This is a genomic window from Mycolicibacterium aichiense, from assembly GCF_010726245.1.
In the GTDB taxonomy this organism is placed as follows: domain Bacteria; phylum Actinomycetota; class Actinomycetes; order Mycobacteriales; family Mycobacteriaceae; genus Mycobacterium; species Mycobacterium aichiense.
This window is the reverse complement of record NZ_AP022561.1, coordinates 2,148,795-2,165,174: the sequence shown is the minus strand read 5'-3', so window position 1 is coordinate 2,165,174 and position 16,380 is coordinate 2,148,795. Positions and strand designations below refer to the sequence as shown.

Below are 16,380 nucleotides of genomic sequence, written 5' to 3'. Positions count from 1 at the left end.
GGCTTACAGCCCGCCCGGGCTCGTCAGCGCCAGCAGTCGTGACGTCGCGCGCAAATACTTCTTGCGGTAACCGCCCGCCAGCATGTCCTCGGAGAAGATGGTGTCGAGTTTGGCGCCGGAGGCCACCACCGGAATGCCCGCGTCATAGAGCCGGTCGGTAAGGGCGACCAGCCGCAACGCCACATTCTGATCGTCGATCGGGTGTACGCCGGTGATGTACACGCACGCCACCCCCTCGATGAGGGTGAGATAGCGCGACGGATGCATGGTCGCCAGATGCGCGCACAGCGCATCGAAATCGTCCAGGGTGGCGCCGGGCTGCGCGGCCGCCCTGGCCGCCACCGCCTCGTCGGTGAGCGGTTCCGGCGCCGGCGGCAGGCCACGGTGCCGGTAGTCCGGGCCTTCGATCCGCACTGTGGTGAAAATGCTTGCCAGCGTATTGATTTCGCGCAGAAAGTCCTGGGCGGCGAAGCGCCCCTCGCCCAGTTGCTCGGGCAGCGTGTTCGACGTCGCGGCGATCGAGACGCCGCGCTCCACGAGCGCGGACAGCAGCCGCGAGATCAGCGTGGTGTTACCCGGGTCGTCGAGTTCGAACTCATCGATGCAGACCACCACGTAGTCGGCGAGCAGATCGATGCACTCGACGAACCCGAACACCCCGGCAAGTTGGGTCAACTCCCCGAAAGTGGCGAACGCCTTGGGATGTTCGGCCGAGTCGGGCAGCTGTCGGTAGGACGACGCCAGCAGGTGGGTCTTGCCCACGCCGAAGCCGCCGTCGAGATAGATACCGGTACCGGGCACGGTGTCCCGCTTACCGAACAGCTTCTTCTTCCCGGCCCGCCGACGGGCGGCCTCCTCGCAGAACGCCTGGCAGGCGCCGACAGCCGCGGCCTGGGTGGGCTCGTCGGGGTCGGGCCGATAGGTAGCGAAGCTGACGCCCGCGAACGTGGGCGGCGGGACGAGTTGGGCGACGAGCCGCTCCGGGGACACCGTCGGATGCCGGTCAGCGAGGCGGTCCATGACACGAACCCTAGCTACGTGCTGCAATCAACGGCATGGCCGACCCGAGCTCGAGCGACGCGGATGGGACGTACTTCACACTGCTGGGTGAGGGCAGCGCGGCAGACGTCGTCGACGATGACCGGCTCTACGAGCTCTACGCCTACCCTGCCGTCGCGGAACGCTGCGTGGTCCGGGGCAACATGATCGCGAGTCTCGACGGCGGCGCCTCCACCGACGGCACCTCGGGCGGGCTCGGCGGCTCCGGTGACCGGCAGCTGTTCCGGGTACTGCGCGAACTGGCCGACGTCATCGTCGTCGGTGCGGGCACCGCGCACGGGGAGGGCTACTCCGGTGCGCAGATGACCGTCGCGCAGCGCGGTACCCGGCAGCTCCGCGGGCAGGACGAAGTCCCACCGATCGCGCTGGTCACCCGCTCCGGCCGAGTCGACAGCGACTGGCCGGTGCTGACCCGCACCGAGGTGACACCGCTGGTGCTCACCTGTGCCGAGGCCGCGGCGGACACCGGTACCCGACTGGGCGGCGCGGCCGAGGTGATCGCCTGCTCGGGCGACGACCCGGCCGAGGTGGACCCGGCCGTCGCGCTTGCCGCGCTGGCCGAGCGCGGATTGCGACGGGTGCTCTGCGAAGGCGGGCCCACGCTGCTGGGGACGTTCATCGACCACGGCCTGCTGGACGAGCTGTGCCTGACCACCGCCCCGATGCTGGTCGGCGGCGAGGCACCGCGAATCGTGGGCGGCTCCGGTCAGGTGCTGACCTCGATGCACCGCACGCACCTGATGGCCGACGCCGAGGGCTATCTGTACGCGCGCTATACGCGCGTCGGCTGAGCTGTTCGCACCGGCGGTGTCGCTAGGGTGGTGGGCATGCGCGATCGTCGGGTCTGGGCCCCCCAGGCCATAGTCAGCCTCGGCACCGCGGCGCTGACAGTTCTGCTCACCGGATGTGCCCCGTGGCTGGCCGCCAACCCGCAGTTCGCAAGTGACAAGGCGCACAACCCGTCGGGCCCGACCACCACCAATCCGGCGGGCGGACCACCGGCGATCGCAGCGCCCAAGAACGAGCTCGGCTGGAAAGACTGCACATCGAAGGTCTTCGGTGACGCCGGGACACCGCCCGCGCCCGGCGTGATCCTCGAGTGCGCCAGCTATGACGCCGACCTCGACCCGATCGCCGGAGCCACCGGCACCGTGAGCATCGGCGTCGTACGCGCCCGATCGGTGCAAACGCCCCCCGACGCCGGACCGCTGGTGTTCACCACCGGCACCGACATCCCGTCGTCGATGCAGCTGCCGGTGTGGTTGTCCCGGTCGGGCGCCGACGTCCTCAAAAGCCACCCCATCGTCTCGGTGGACCGCCGCGGAATCGGCATGTCCAGCCCGGTGGACTGCCGCGACTCGTTCGATCGCCAAGAGATGCGGGACCAGGCCCAGTTCGAGTCGGGCGACGACCCGGTGGCCAACCTCGGCGCGATCACCATGACCGCGACGACGAGCTGCACCGACACCATCGCGCCCGGCGACTCCGCCTACGACAATGCCCGTGCCGCCGAAGATCTCGAACGGCTGCGCAGCACCTGGGACGTGCCGGCGCTGGCCCTCATCGGTGTCGGCAACGGCGCGCAGGTCGCGCTGGCCTACGCGGGTTCCCATCCCGACAAGGTGGCCCGGCTGGTGCTCGACTCCCCCGTGCCGCCCGGCGTCAACGCCGAAGCCGCGGCCGAGGAGCAGGTCAAAGGCCAGCAGGCCGCCCTCGATGCGTTCGCCCAGCAATGTGTTGCGGTCAACTGTGCGCTCGGGCCCGACCCGAAGGGCGCCGTCGACTCGTTGCTGGCGGCCGCCCGGGCCGGCCGCGGTCCCGGCGGGGTCTCGGTGGCGGTGCTGGCCAACGCGATCATCACCGCGCTGGGCTATCCCAGTGGCGACCGCATCGGCAGCACCGTGAGCCTGGCCAACGTTCTGGCCGCCGCCCGCGGCGGCGACGACAACCAGCTGAACAGCCTGATCAACCAGGCCGAGGCGATGCGCGACAGCGACGGCCAGTTCATCAACTCCTGCAGCGACGCCCTGAACCGTCCGACCCCCGACCGGGTGCGTGAACTGCTCGTCCAGTGGGGCAAGCTCTACCCGCAATTCGGTGCGGTCGGCGCGCTCAGCCTGGTGAAGTGTCTCAACTGGCCCAGCGGCGCCGCGCCCAAGGAACCCAAGGACCTGAAGGTCAACGTGCTGCTGCTGGGCGTGCAGAACGACCCGATCGCAGGCAACCAGGGTGTGCCCGCGTCGGCGGCCACGATCATCAACGCCGGCGCGGCCAGCAGGCGGGTGATGTGGCAGGGCATCGGGCACGGCGCCAGCATCTACACCGCCTGCGCGCTGCCGCCCATGATGAGCTATCTGGACAGCGGGAACATGCCGCCCACCGACACCTACTGCCCCGCCTGAGCATCTGACCCGCCCGGCCGGTGTACGGTGCGACCGTGGCGCTAGCTGACTCATCGCGATCCGGCCTGCTGGCCGCATTCCGCCCCCGGACCAGCCCACCCACCACAGCAGCGGTCCTGCGTTCGGTGCTGTGGCCGATCGCGATCATGTCGATCATTCACCGCAGTTATGTGCTGTCGTCCAACGGGTACATCACCGACGACTTCGGCCCGGTGTATCGGGCGGTGTCGAATTTCCGGCGCGGCTTCGACATCTACAACGAGCACTTCGACTACGTCGACCCGCACTACCTCTACCCGCCCGGCGGCACCCTGCTGATGGCTCCGTTCGGCTACCTGCCGGTCTTCGCCTCGCACAACTGGTTCGTCTTCTTCAACACCGCGGCGATGATCATCGCCGCATGCCTGCTGGTGCGGCTGTTCAGGTTCCCGCTCAGCTCGGTGGCGCTGCCTGCGCTGCTGCTGGCGATGTTCTGCACCGAGTCGGTGACCAACACGTTGGTGTTCACCAACATCAACGGCTGCATCCTGCTGTGCGAGGTGCTGTTCTTCCGCTGGCTTCTCGACGGCAAGGTCAGTCACCAGTGGTTGGCGGGTGTGGTGATCGGCCTGTCGCTGGTGGTCAAACCGGTGCTCGGAGTGTTGCTGCTGCTGCCGCTGCTGAACAAGCAGTGGCGCACGATCGCCGCCGCGATCATCGTGCCGGTGGTCTTCAACGTGGCGGCCTGGCCGCTGGTCGCCGACCCGATGAACTTCGTCCGGCGCACCCTGCCCTACATCTTCTCCACCCGGGATTACTTCAATTCCTCGGTGCTGGGCAACGGCGTGTACTACGGCCTGCCGATGTGGCTGATCGTGGCGCTGCGGGTGATCTTCCTGGCGCTGGCCGTGGCCAGCCTGTGGCTGCTGCACCGCTACTACAAACACCGCGACCCGCTGTTCTGGATGCTCACCTCGTCGGGGGTGCTGCTGATCGCCTCGTGGCTGGTGCTGTCGCTGGCCCAGGGCTACTACTCGATGATGCTGTTCCCGTTCCTGATGACCGTCGTGCTGCCTAATTCGGTGGTGCGCAACTGGCCGGCCTGGCTGGCCACCTACGGGTTCCTGACAATGGACCGCTGGCTGATGTGGCGCTGGCCGACCACCGGACGCTTCCTGGAGTACATGAAGATCACCTACGGCTGGTCGCTGATGCTGGTCGTGGTCTTCTGCGTGCTGTACTTCCGCTACGCCGACGCCAAAGCCTCCGACCGGCTGGCCGACGGGATCGATCCACCGTGGATGCGCGAACCCCGGCGCGACGTCGCGGTAACGTGAACCCATGAGTTCGATCCCAGCCCCCAAGCTCGAACTGACCGACGACGAATGGCGCAAGCGGCTCAACCCGGCCGAATACGCGGTCCTGCGTGAGGCCGGCACCGAGCGTCCGTTCACCGGCGAGTACACCGACACCAAGACTGAAGGCATCTACGCCTGCCGTGCGTGCGGCGCCGAATTGTTCCGCAGCACCGAGAAATTCGAGTCGCACTGCGGCTGGCCGTCGTTCTTCGACCCGTCGCACTCCGAAGCGGTCATCCTGCGTCCGGACGACACTCTCGGTATGCACCGGGTGGAAGTCCTGTGCGCGAACTGCCACAGCCATCTCGGTCACGTATTCACCGGTGAGGGCTACCCCACCCCGACCGACCAGCGCTACTGCATCAATTCGATTTCACTCACGCTGGTGCCCACGGAGGATTAGCGAGCATCGCGAGCAGCCGCTCGAAGGCCACCGGCGGACTGAAGTAGTAGCCCTGCCCTACGTCGCACCCGTAGTCGCGCAACTGCTCCAGCGTTTCGACGTCCTCGATCCCTTCGGCGACGGTGGCCAACCCCAGTTCGTGGGCGAGGTTGACCACCGCCCGAACGACCGCTGCCGCACGGGGATCCGACGTGATCGGCGCGACGAAGCGACGATCCAGTTTGACGTGATCGATGGGCAGATCGCGGAGATACGACAGAGCCGAGTAGCCACTCCCGAAGTCGTCCACGGCGATCTTGACCCCCTTGGATCGCAGATCGCGCAAGACGCGTGAGGCCTGCTCCAACCCTTCGAGCACCACGTCCTCGGTGATCTCCACGATCAGCGCCGACGCCGGAAGTCCACGCTCCCGCAAGGCATCTGACACGGTTGTGGCCAGCCGGCTGGTACCCAGCGACGGTGCGGACACGTTCACCGCGACCGAAATGGCAAATCCCGCGTCGTACCAGATCCGAGCGTCGTCAAGGGCTCGCCTCACCACATGATCGGTGACGGCCCCCATCAACCCGTGCCGACGCACCAGCGGCATGAACTCGTCAGGACTGAGCACCCCGCGCTCGGGATGTGGCCAGCGCACCAACGCCTCGGCCGCGACGATGTCACACGTACGGAGATCGAGCTTGGGCTGATAGACCAGAGTGAGCTGCCCCTGGTCGATCGCGCGCCGGAGCTCGCCGAGCAGCCGGACCGCCGACCCACGCCCGCCGGTGGCACCATTCTGCGGTGCAGACGCCACAACGCCGGTGGCGAAGAAGTCGGCTTCCATCTCAGCGGTGAAGGTGTGCACTCCCGCGACGCGAGATGTCTTGGCGGCGTCCAGCGCGATGTCCGAGCGCTTCAACAGTTCCTCGGCACTGACGTCGGGATCGTCGCTGTCGGCCACTGCCAGGCCGACGCTGGCCCGGACCATCAGCTCGTGGCCGTCCACCGCATACGGCACGTCGAACGATTCTGCGACCCGGTGGGCGATGACGTGCGAATGGTCGTCGCGGCCCTGGATGAGGACGGCGAACTCGTCGCCGCCGACGCGAGCCACCGTGTCGCCGGTCCGGACAACGGTGAGGATTCGCAAGCCCACCAGGTTGAGTAGTTCGTCGCCGGCGCGATGGCCGAACGTGTCATTGATCATCTTGAATTCGTCGATATCGAGAGCCATCACCGCGACCGACACCCCGTCGCGCTGGCGCAACTGCATCGCGAGCGAGACCCGGTCGTGGAACACCGCCCGGTTGGCCAGACCGGTCAGCGGATCCCGCAGCGCCTGCCGGGCGATCGCAGCGAATAGCCGCCGGTTCTCGCCCACCACGATCAGTTGTCTGGCCAGGAAGGCCGCGATCAGCAGGCCACCGGCGACCATCAGCGGGCCCCGCAGTACGGCGTTCGAGACCTCGGTGAACATCATCACGACCGCGGCCGCGGCCACCGGGACGAACGGCAGGAACACCGCGGCGCGCGCCGGTTGCCTGGCCTTCGCGGCGTGGCTGTAGGTACGCGCCCGCCCCGAAACAGCTGCAGCGATATACACCACCAAGGCGGCGAGCCAGCCGACCATAACCGCGGGAATGGGTGAACTCTTCTGCGCGGCAAAGAGATACACGATGACGTCATTGGTCACGGCCAGCACGAGGCTGGCCAGCGCAACCAAGCCCACCGTCGGGCGCTGATCGGGTTGGGCGGCGAGGTAGACCAACAAGGCGACCGTCATGGTCACCGCGTCCAGCATCGGATATGCCATCGTCGTGGTGATCGGCATGGACCCCGCGATGCGAGCGCGGTGGATATCGTCGAGTGCCCCCGCCCACACCATCAGGACGAGCGAACTGGCGACCACGACACCGTCGAGGAGAAACCGCAGACGCGACATCGTGCTCACACCGGTCGTCGGCAACAGCAGCAGAGCAGCACACGCTCCCACGGGGAGCACGACCCGCACCATGTCTGCTGCCGGGAAGAATCCGGTGTTGCGACCGGACAACGCCATCCAGGCTCGCATGCTCATTCCGAGGGCAAACGCGCCGAGACCGACCGCCAATGCCAGCCATGCCGCACGAACATGCCCGGCCGTCGTGGTCGCAGTTCGGACCGCCGCGGCAGTAGCCACCATGGCGGTGAACGCCAGCAGCAGCTTCAGGGCGCTGACGGCCGGAGCGCTCGGAAATTGCCAGAGCCCCAATGCGACGATGGCCACGGCGCCTGCGCCAAGGATCGGGACAAGGGGCGGCTTGACGATGCCCTGCACCCAGACCCCCAGACGTCGCGAAGAATCGGACGAATCCGGGCATCACCGTAGCAAATTTCTATGGCAAACTAACGACAGAATCGCGATTAACCGTCAGTGCGTCGGACCAATCGCACGCAACTTCCGCACGGCGGCCTCGAGTAACTCATCCGGTGCCACCGGAACACCGTAGAAGAAGCCTTGCCCGACATCGCATCCCAATTCTTGTACCAGCGCCGCCGTCTCGACGTCCTCGACCCCTTCCACCACGACGGTCAGGTCGAGCACGTGCGCGAGGTCGACCACGGCGCGCACCACGGCTGCGGCCCGGGCATCGACCAGAATCGGTGCGATGAAACTGCGATCCAACTTCACCTCGTCGATAGGCAGGTCTCGCAGATAGGACAGTGCCGAGTAGCCGCTGCCGAAGTCGTCGATCGCGATCCGAATTCCATTGCGCCGCAACTCCTGCAGCACCGCACGGGTGCGCTCGGTGCTGTCCAGGAAGAGTTCCTCGGTAATCTCGACCGTCAGCGCGGTCGGGGGCAGGCCACGCTCGGCCAGGGCCTCGGTGATGGTCGCAGGCAGAGCGATATTGGCCACTGAGGGAGCGAACAAGTTGACCGCGATCGGCAAATCGAGCCCGGCACGACGCCAAGCCAGTGCATCGTCGAGAGCCTTGCCGATGACCAGTTGGGTGAACTGCCCCATCAGACCGTGCCTGCGGACCAGCGGCAGGAATTCCTCCGGCGCCAGCACGGTCCCGTCCGGTTGCGGCCAACGTATCAACGCCTCGGCCCCGACGTTCTCAGCGGTGCGCAGGTCAACCTTCGCCTGGTAGACCAACGTGAGTTCAGATTTGTCGATGGCCTGTCGGAGTTTTCCCAATAGCTCGATCGCGGCCGCGCCGCCGGCATCGAAGCGGGGTTCGAACGCCCCGAACAGTCGTCTGTCAGCCGCCTCGTCCAGCGCGGCGATATCGGGGTGGTACACCTGCACCACGCGAGCCCGTGACCGCTTGGCGGAGTACATCGCGGCGTCGGCCCGTCGCATCAATTCCTCGGCCGTCAGGTGCGGCTCGTCCGGCTCGGCAAGGGCGAGCCCGACACTCGGGCGCATCAACAGCTCGTGGTCGCTGAGGACGAACGGCTCCTCGAAGGCCTCGACGACCCGGTTGCCGACCAGCTCGGCCACATCGTTACCCCCCTCGACGAGGATCGAGAACTCGTCACCTCCCAGCCGGGCCACCGTGTCACCCGGCCGGACGCAGCGACGCAGCCGCTGGGCGACACCCACCAGCAGGTCGTCACCCACCAGATGGCCGAGGTGGTCGTTGACGAGCTTGAACTCGTTGAGGTCCACCGCCAGGACGGCGAGCGACATACCTTCCCGCTCATGGAGGTGCATCGCGTGGCTGAGCCGGTCACTGAACAACGCGCGGTTGGCCAGCCCAGTGAGCGGGTCGTGCAGCGCCTGGTCGGCGACCGTGGCCACCAGCAGGCGATTCTCTTTCACCGCGAGGAACTGACGGCCCAGCACCGTCACCACCAGAATGCTTGCCACGATCAGCACCGGGCGAGACTTCAGATCCGGGACCGGCTGGGCGGCGGCCACGACCCCGGCCACCAGCAAGGGCGTGTACGGCAGCCACACCGATGCCCAGCCCGGCAGGGCGAACGAGTTGCGCCGCTTACGTTTACCATCGTGGGCTGCGGACGCTGCCACGGTGATGAACAACAGGCCTGCCGCCCAGCCGATGTCGATGACGCTGCCAGAACTGTAGGAACCCGTGGCCGACAGATACGCAAAAGCGCTGTCCGCCAAAGCGAAACAGGCCAGTCCCGCAGTCAGCAGGGTCAATGACAAGCGATGCTGGCCGCTCGATCGGACCAGCGCCACGCCGGCCACCGTGAGGATGATGATGTCGGACAACGGATATGCCAGCGAGATGACGAAGCCGAGCTGATCCGACGGGTAGGACTGATAGAGCGGGTGCAGGATCGTCACCCAACTCACCAGGAACAGCGAGCCGGCCATGATCACACCGTCGAGGAACAGCCGCGCCCGGGACTGGCTGGTGTGCTCGGCGGGAAGCAGCAGCAACGCGGCACAGGCACCCACTGGCATCACCAGGAACGCCACATCGGCGACCGACGGGAATGGCGGCCGATGCAGATGGACCTCGTAGAAGGTCCAGATCGCCTCGCCCACAGTCCATCCCAGCAAGCCGATGGTCATCGACAGCCACGCCAACCGCCGGCGCCCCCACAGTGACCGCGCCGCCAGGGCCGAGAACACGACGGCAGGTGTCGCGAGGGCGAGAAGCGCGAAATCGTCGACGACGGTCAATGTCGAACCGTGCAGCCGGCCGCTCAGGATGACGGAGATGAACACGGCGAAGACGACAACGGCCCCGACCGCGGCACGAGAAGTCCTGGGCATCGTGGCACCCTCCCCCGTCGGCCGCCGAAACAATATTGACGGCCGGCGCCAGCATACCTACCGCATCAGCTCGATGTGGGTCACATCGGACTCCGACCAGTGGCAAGAGCCGTAGCGCAGTGAGCAACCCGTGGCCCGGCAGGTGGAGTCACGATCGCATCTCTTCAGGATGTCGCGCAGCTTGTCCGCAGTCAGCGGCGGGCTGAAGTAGTAGCCCTGCCCGATGTGGCAGCCGTGCTCCCGCAGCCAGTCGGCGGTGGCCGCGGTCTCGATCCCCTCCGCGACGGTGGTCAGGCCGAGTTCGTTGGCCAGGTTGAGCACCGCCCGGACCACGGCGGAGGCCCGTTGGTCGGCTGGGATCGGCGCAATGAAGTGCCGGTCGAGCTTGACTTCGTCGACAGTGAGATCGCGCATGTACGACAGCGCCGAATAGCCACTGCCGAAATCGTCGATGGCTATCCGAATCCCGAACTCCTGCAACTGGTTCAACACCGTCTTGGTGCGCTCCATGTGGTCGAGGAAGAGGTCCTCGGTGATCTCGACGGTCAACTGCGACGGACTGAGGTTGCGCTCGGCCAGTGCCTTGGCGAACTTGCCCGGCAAGCGCAGATCGGCCATCGACGGCGCGAACATGTTCACCGCGATGGGAACCTCGAGGCGGTCCTTTCGCCAGCGCACCACGTCATCGAGGGCCTGGTTGATCACCAGGTCGGTGATCGACCCCATCAGCCCGTAGCGGCGAACCAACGGAAGAAACTCGTCGGGCGACAGCAGGCCGCGCTTGGGGTGCGGCCAGCGCACCAACGCCTCAACCCCCACGATCGAGGCGGTCTTCAGGTCGAACTTCGGCTGATAGACCAACGTCAGCTCGAACTGATCGATGGCCTGCCGCAACTCCCCCAACAGCCGCACCGTGCTCGCGCCGCTGCGGGATGCCGGCATGGGCCCGCTCGCGAACAGGTCATTGTCAGGCGTCTCACTCAGCAGCATCTCCGCGTTGAACAGGTGCACACCGCCGGCCCGGGAGCGCTTGGCCGAGTACATCGCGATGTCAGCCCGTTTGAGCAGGTCTTCGGCCAACAAGTCGGGGTCGCCCTGCTCGGCGACCGCCAGACCGATGCTCGGCCGGATCAGCAAATCCTGACCGTCGACGATGAAGGGCTCGTCGAACGCCTCGACCACCCGATGGGCGACCAGCTGCGAATGGTCCACCCGGCCCTCGATCAAGACCGCGAACTCATCGCCGCCGAGGCGCGCCACCGTGTCGCCGGCCCGGACGCTGCCCACGATCCGCTCGGCGACCAGGCTGAGCAATTCGTCGCCGACCGGGTGGCCCAAGGTGTCGTTCACAACCTTGAAATCGTCGAGGTCCATGACGAGAACGCCGACCGAGAGTCCGTCGCGTTGCCGCATCTGCATCGCGTGACTCAGCCGATCCCGGAACACGATGCGGTTGCCTACGCCGGTGAGCGGGTCACGCAGGGCCTGGTCGGCGACCGTCGCCAGCAAGCTCCGATTCTCGCTCATCACCAGAAGCTGGCGCGCACTGAATGCGAGCAAGAGCAGGAACCCGATCAGCGGTATCGGCCCGACCGCCAAATCCGCCGGCGACTGCGTGAAGACCGCCGCGCTGGCCAGCAACACCGGCACGAAGGGCAACCACAGCGAAGTCCACGAAACAGGTTGTGCGGCAATAACTTCCCGGTGAGTGAAACCGCGACCGGTCACGGCCGCCCCGATGAACAGCGCCAGTCCGATCAGCCAACCGGGATACAGCAGCGCGGTGTCGGTCGGCTGCCGGGTCGCGGTGAGGTAGACAAACACACCGTCGGACATCGCAATGGCCGCCATCGCCGCCGTCAGCAGCGCCAGGGTCCGGCGCTGAACACCGTGCGCACGCGCCACCACCAGAACACCGATGGTGAGCACGGCAGCGTCCAACACGGGGTAACCGGCCGAGACCGCCACTCTGAGGCGATCACCGGGAGCAGACTTCCAGATCTCGCTGAGCACGGCGATCCAGCCGACAATGGTGAACGACCAGGCGACGACAAGCGCGTCGAGCACCAACCTCGTCCGCGAGGTCCTACTGAACCCGGTGGACAGCACAATCAAGGCGATCCCGACGGCAATCGGCAACACGAGGTATGCGGCGTCGGCCACCGACGGGTACGGGTGCTCGAATTCGGTCAGCCGGTATACGAACCACAGAAGAGCGCCGACCGTGAACGAGCCCAGTCCTATTGCCATGACGGCCCAGGCGATTCGCACCCGACCGCTGCCGGTCCGTGCGGTGACGGCGGCGGCCACCGTCGCCACGGCGGCCATCGAGGTCATCAGGTTGTCGGCGAGCGAAACGAGCGACACTCCAGAGCCGCTCAGCCAGTCAGTGAGGGCCAGGGCAATGACACATGCCACGCCGCCGACGACCAAAGCGATCGTCTGCTTAGCCCTCAGCCCTGTCACCCGGGCCCCCGATCGTGTCGGCCGTGCAGAACTCACGGTCAGGCAATCGTAGCGAACTCCTGCCCCCTGAGCGGGCAGTACGCGGGCTGGTTTGCTAGGGCAGTTTGGCGACCAATTGCTCCACGCCGATCCGCGGACCGGTGAAGAACGGGACTTCCTCGCGCACGTGCCGACGGGCTTCGGTGGCGCGCAAGTCGCGCATCAGGTCGACAATCCGGTACAGCTCAGGCGCTTCGAACGCCAGAATCCACTCGTAGTCACCGAGCGCGAAAGCAGGGACGGTGTTGGCGCGCACGTCTTTGTAACTGCGGGCGGCCATGCCGTGGTCGGCGAGCATCTTGCGGCGGTCCTCGTCAGGCAGCAGATACCAGTCCAGCGAACGCACGAACGGGTAGACACAGACGTAATTGCCCGGCTCCTCGCCCGCCAGGAAGGCGGGGATGTGACTCTTGTTGAACTCCGCAGGCCGGTGCAGGGCGACGGCACTCCACACCGGGGTGACGGCCCGGCCCAGGGTGGTGGTGCGGCGGAAGTCGTTGTAGGTCGCCTGCAGGGACTCGATCCGCTCGGCGTGCGTCCAGAACATGAAGTCGGCGTCGGCGCGCAGACCCGCCACGTCGTAGATGCCGCGCACCACGACGCCGTTGTCCTCCTGCTGTTTGAGGAACGTCGCCGTCTCGTCGACGACGGCGGCGCGGGTCTCTTCGTCGAAGCCCAGCTCCCCCGGTTCTGCCGCGAAGGTCGAGAACATGACGTAACGGATCGTGGCGTTGAGCTCGTCGAAGTCCAGTTTGGCCATGGCACCCATCGTGCCACGCGGCGGTTCGCCTATCGGCGGATGGTGGCGGCCACCACAGCCTCGGCCGCACGGCCCGCCACGCCCACGCACGCAGGCACCCCGATGCCGTCGAGATAGTTACCCGCAAGCGCCAAGGTGGGCGGCAGCTCGGCGCGCAGCTCGGCGGCCAGCTCGCGATGGCCCGGCGAATACTGCGGCATCGCATCCAGCCAACGGTGCACCCGGACGTCAACCGGGTCGACCGCGATCCCGAACACCGTCAACACATCGGCCAGCGCCCAGTTCTGAAGTTCGGCGTCCGACGTCGCGCGCGCCAGGTCGTCACCAAAGCGCCCGAACGACAACCGCAACAACTCGGCATTGCCGCGCGATCCCCACTTGCGGGTGGACAACGTGATTGCCTTGGTATGCAAGCGTTCTCCGGTGGCGACCAGGACACCGGACTGGGCGGGCAGTGGTGTCCCGCCCGGAACGGCCAGCGCCAGCACCGCCGCGGAGGCAACCGGAATCCGGGCTGCCGCTGCGCCTGCGGTGGGGGCGATGTCGGCCATCAGCGGCGCGAGCCGGGCGGCGGGCACCGCGACGATCACCCCGTCGGCACCCCACTGCCTGCCGTCGTCGTCGCGCAGGCTCCAGCCCGTCCCGTCGCGTCCGATGTGCTGTATCGAGGTCTGCACCCACTGCAGCCGGCTGTGTGCCACCAGCGCATCGAGCAGCACCTGGTAACCGCCGTCGATGGCGCCGAACACCGGGCCCTGCGTGCTGCCCGGCAATGCGCGGCGGCCGGCGTCGGTGAGGCTGGTGGCGCCGGCGTCCAATGCGGCCGCCACCGTGGGAACCGCGGAACGGATGCCGATGGTGGCGGCCGAACCGGCGTAAACGCCGGACAACATGGGATCGACCGAGCGGGCGACGACCTGGGCGCCGAACCGGTCGGCGACGACGGCGCCGACCGCCGGGTCCGAGCCCGGCCGCCAGGGCATGGGCCGGCTGGGCTCGGCGGCCATCTGCGCGATCGTCGCATCGTCGACCAGACCGGTCACCGACGCGGCCGACGTCGGGATGCCGTTGACGGTGTCGGCGGGCAGCGGATGCAGGCGACCCTGGCTGTAAATGGTGGGACGCACCCCGGTGGTGCTGATCTGGCGACCGGCCAGGCCAAGCTCGGCCAGCAGGGCCGGTACCTCGGGGCGGCGCACCACGTACGCCTCGGCGCCGATATCCATGGGCTGGCCCGCGATCCGTTCGGTGCGCAGGATGCCACCGAGGCGGTCAGCCGGGTCGAACACTGTGATGTCGGCGTCGGCGCCGGCCAGCGTGCGTAGCCGATAAGCCGCGACCAAACCTGAAATGCCGCCCCCGACAACGCAATACCTCACAACGAGTGCACCAGTGCGACCAGATCTGTCAGAATTGCCGGATCGGTGGCGGGCAGTACGCCGTGCCCCAGATTGAAGATGTGCCCCGCCGCGCCCGCGTCGACCGCCAGCCTGCCGTCGTCGACCACCGCCCGCGCCGCCTGCTCGACGACCGGCCAGCCGGCGAGCAGCACGACCGGATCCAGATTGCCCTGCAGCGCCAGTTTCGGGCCCACCCGCAACGCGGCGTCAGCCAGCGAGGTACGCCAGTCGACGCCGACGACCGTCGCGCCGGCCTCACCCATGGCGCCCAGCAGTTCCGCGGTGCCCACGCCGAAGTGCGTCATCGGCACCCGGTAGTCGGCCAGAGCGGCGAACACCCGTGAACTGTGCGGCAACACATGGGTGCGGTAGTCGGCCAGCGATAGCGTGCCAGCCCACGAATCGAACACCTGGATGGCGTCGACGCCGGCGTCGAGCTGCACCTTCAGGAAGGCGATCGTCAGATCGGTCAACAACCCCATCAGCGCATGCCATGTCGAGGGGTCGGCGAACATCATCGCCTTGGTCCGTTCGTGCAGCTTGCTGGGCCCGCCCTCGACCAGATAGGACGCCAGCGTGAACGGGGCGCCCGCGAAACCGATCAGCGGCACCTCACCGAGCTCGCCGACCAGCAGACCGACCGCGTCCGAGACCGCGCTGACCCGCTGCAGCTCAAGACCTTTCAGCGCGGCGACATCGGCGGCGGTCCGCACCGGGTTGTCGATCACCGGGCCGACGTCGGGCACGATGTCCAGGCCGATGCCCGCGGCGCGCATCGGGACCACGATGTCGGAGAACAGGATCGCCGCGTCCACCCCGTGCCTACGCACCGGCTGCAGGGTGATCTCGCTGATCAGTGCCGGGTCGAAGCAGGCCTGCATCATCGTGTTCTTGGCCCGCAGTTCGCGGTACTCGGGCAGCGACCGGCCGGCCTGGCGCATGAACCACACCGGGGTCCGGCTGGGCTTGCGGCCAGTGGCGGCGGCCAGATAGGGCGCCTCGGGCAGCTGGCGACGGGTACTCATCGCGTCAATGCTGCCACGGGCCGGTCAGCCCGGCCCATGAGCCCTCAACCGCGGGAGCTCACCCCGGGTCGCTCCGCTCCTGCCCGCCGGAGTCCACCCCGGGTCGCTCCGCTCCTGCCCGCCGGAGTCGCACCAAATCGGCGCGCCTGCCCCCTCCACCTCGACGATAGGGCTAGCGTCAATCGACGTGACCACTGCGGAACCCGCGCTTTTCCGCGAGGCGGTGGCGGCGATGAACACCGCCCAGGTGCGGGCGGAGATCGAACTCGGTCCGATCCGTCCACCTCAACGTCTCGCGCCGTACAGCTATGCGCTGGGCGCCGAGGTCAAGCACCCCGACACCGAGATCGTCCCGGAAACCTCCGACGGCGATGCATTCGGCCGGCTGATCCTGCTGCACGATCCCGAAGGGTCGGAAGCATGGGACGGCACGATGCGCCTCGTCGCCTACATCCAGGCCGATCTGGACTCCAGCGAGGCTGTCGACCCGCTGCTGCCCGAGGTGGCGTGGAGTTGGCTCGTCGACGCCCTGGAAAGCCGCTCCGAACACGTCACCGCTCTCGGCGGCACCGTCACGGCCACCACCTCGGTGCGCTACGGCGACATCTCCGGTCCGCCCCGCGCCCACCAACTCGAGATGCGCGCATCGTGGACGGCCACCACGATGGCCCTCGACACACACGTCCAGGCATTCTGCGAGGTCCTCGAACACGCCGCCGGTCTGCCACCGGTCGGGGTGACGGACCTGGGTTCCCGCTCCCGCGCCTGA

Annotated in this window: 12 protein-coding genes; 5 read left to right on the top strand and 7 right to left on the bottom strand. The window is 67.4% G+C overall.

The window, feature by feature from the left end:
* Positions 1-3: 3 nt before the first annotated feature.
* Positions 4-1,020 carry a cell division protein ZapE gene (zapE, locus tag G6N32_RS10445; RefSeq protein ID WP_115319540.1) on the bottom strand — a complete coding sequence of 339 codons (1,017 nt, stop codon included), beginning with the start codon at positions 1,018-1,020 and terminating at the stop codon, positions 4-6.
* Positions 1,021-1,055: 35 nt separating this feature from the next.
* On the opposite strand from zapE, the gene G6N32_RS10440 reads away from it, so the two are divergent.
* The 4 genes from G6N32_RS10440 to msrB are packed head-to-tail and all read left to right on the top strand — an operon-like array spanning position 1,056 to position 5,201.
* On the top strand, positions 1,056-1,850 hold the full coding sequence (locus G6N32_RS10440; protein ID WP_115319539.1) for a pyrimidine reductase family protein: 795 nt from the start codon (positions 1,056-1,058) through the stop codon (positions 1,848-1,850).
* 36 nt (positions 1,851-1,886) lie between these two features.
* Positions 1,887-3,461: an alpha/beta fold hydrolase gene (locus G6N32_RS10435; protein ID WP_115321061.1), complete on the top strand. Its 1,575-nt coding sequence runs from the start codon at positions 1,887-1,889 to the stop codon at positions 3,459-3,461.
* Positions 3,462-3,481: 20 nt separating this feature from the next.
* On the top strand, positions 3,482-4,777 hold the full coding sequence (gene aftC, locus G6N32_RS10430) for an arabinofuranan 3-O-arabinosyltransferase (protein WP_115319538.1): 1,296 nt from the start codon (positions 3,482-3,484) through the stop codon (positions 4,775-4,777).
* A gap of 4 nt (positions 4,778-4,781) precedes the next feature.
* Positions 4,782-5,201 (top strand): peptide-methionine (R)-S-oxide reductase MsrB, encoded by a 420-nt coding sequence (msrB, locus tag G6N32_RS10425; RefSeq protein ID WP_115319537.1) that lies wholly within the window; start codon positions 4,782-4,784, stop codon positions 5,199-5,201.
* On the opposite strand, the gene G6N32_RS10420 is transcribed toward msrB, so the two are convergent.
* The 6 genes from G6N32_RS10420 to hemE all read right to left on the bottom strand — a co-directional run bounded on the left by G6N32_RS10420 (position 5,176) and on the right by hemE (position 15,611).
* Positions 5,176-7,500: a putative bifunctional diguanylate cyclase/phosphodiesterase gene (locus G6N32_RS10420; protein ID WP_115319536.1), complete on the bottom strand. Its 2,325-nt coding sequence runs from the start codon at positions 7,498-7,500 to the stop codon at positions 5,176-5,178. The two genes, msrB and G6N32_RS10420, sit on opposite strands and share 26 nt — an antisense overlap.
* A gap of 93 nt (positions 7,501-7,593) precedes the next feature.
* Positions 7,594-9,921 carry a putative bifunctional diguanylate cyclase/phosphodiesterase gene (locus G6N32_RS10415; RefSeq protein ID WP_115319535.1) on the bottom strand — a complete coding sequence of 776 codons (2,328 nt, stop codon included), beginning with the start codon at positions 9,919-9,921 and terminating at the stop codon, positions 7,594-7,596.
* A gap of 57 nt (positions 9,922-9,978) precedes the next feature.
* Positions 9,979-12,288, bottom strand: a complete 2,310-nt coding sequence (locus G6N32_RS10410; protein WP_115319534.1) for a putative bifunctional diguanylate cyclase/phosphodiesterase — start codon at positions 12,286-12,288, stop codon at positions 9,979-9,981.
* A gap of 193 nt (positions 12,289-12,481) precedes the next feature.
* Complete coding sequence (gene hemQ, locus G6N32_RS10405) at positions 12,482-13,186, bottom strand: hydrogen peroxide-dependent heme synthase (RefSeq protein WP_115321060.1); 705 nt, start codon at positions 13,184-13,186, stop codon at positions 12,482-12,484.
* 29 nt (positions 13,187-13,215) lie between these two features.
* On the bottom strand, positions 13,216-14,529 hold the full coding sequence (locus G6N32_RS10400) for a protoporphyrinogen oxidase (protein ID WP_232077593.1): 1,314 nt from the start codon (positions 14,527-14,529) through the stop codon (positions 13,216-13,218).
* Between the two features lie 32 nt (positions 14,530-14,561).
* Entirely contained in the window at positions 14,562-15,611 is a 1,050-nt protein-coding gene (gene hemE, locus G6N32_RS10395) for a uroporphyrinogen decarboxylase (protein ID WP_115319532.1), read from the bottom strand.
* Between the two features lie 232 nt (positions 15,612-15,843).
* Here hemE and G6N32_RS10390 point away from each other — a divergent pair, with 232 nt between their 5' ends.
* Complete coding sequence (locus tag G6N32_RS10390) at positions 15,844-16,380, top strand: DUF3000 domain-containing protein (RefSeq protein ID WP_232077762.1); 537 nt, start codon at positions 15,844-15,846, stop codon at positions 16,378-16,380.

Bases quoted from the DNA above. Each gene is read 5' to 3' on its own strand.
- zapE (WP_115319540.1), bottom strand. From the start codon at position 1,020: ATGGACCGCCTCGCTGACCGGCATCCGACGGTGTCCCCGGAGCGGCTC.
- G6N32_RS10440 (WP_115319539.1), top strand. From the start codon at position 1,056: ATGGCCGACCCGAGCTCGAGCGACGCGGATGGGACGTACTTCACACTG.
- G6N32_RS10435 (WP_115321061.1), top strand. From the start codon at position 1,887: ATGCGCGATCGTCGGGTCTGGGCCCCCCAGGCCATAGTCAGCCTCGGC.
- msrB (WP_115319537.1), top strand. From the start codon at position 4,782: ATGAGTTCGATCCCAGCCCCCAAGCTCGAACTGACCGACGACGAATGG.
- G6N32_RS10415 (WP_115319535.1), bottom strand. From the start codon at position 9,921: ATGCCCAGGACTTCTCGTGCCGCGGTCGGGGCCGTTGTCGTCTTCGCC.
- hemQ (WP_115321060.1), bottom strand. From the start codon at position 13,186: ATGGCCAAACTGGACTTCGACGAGCTCAACGCCACGATCCGTTACGTC.
- hemE (WP_115319532.1), bottom strand. From the start codon at position 15,611: ATGAGTACCCGTCGCCAGCTGCCCGAGGCGCCCTATCTGGCCGCCGCC.
- G6N32_RS10390 (WP_232077762.1), top strand. From the start codon at position 15,844: ATGAACACCGCCCAGGTGCGGGCGGAGATCGAACTCGGTCCGATCCGT.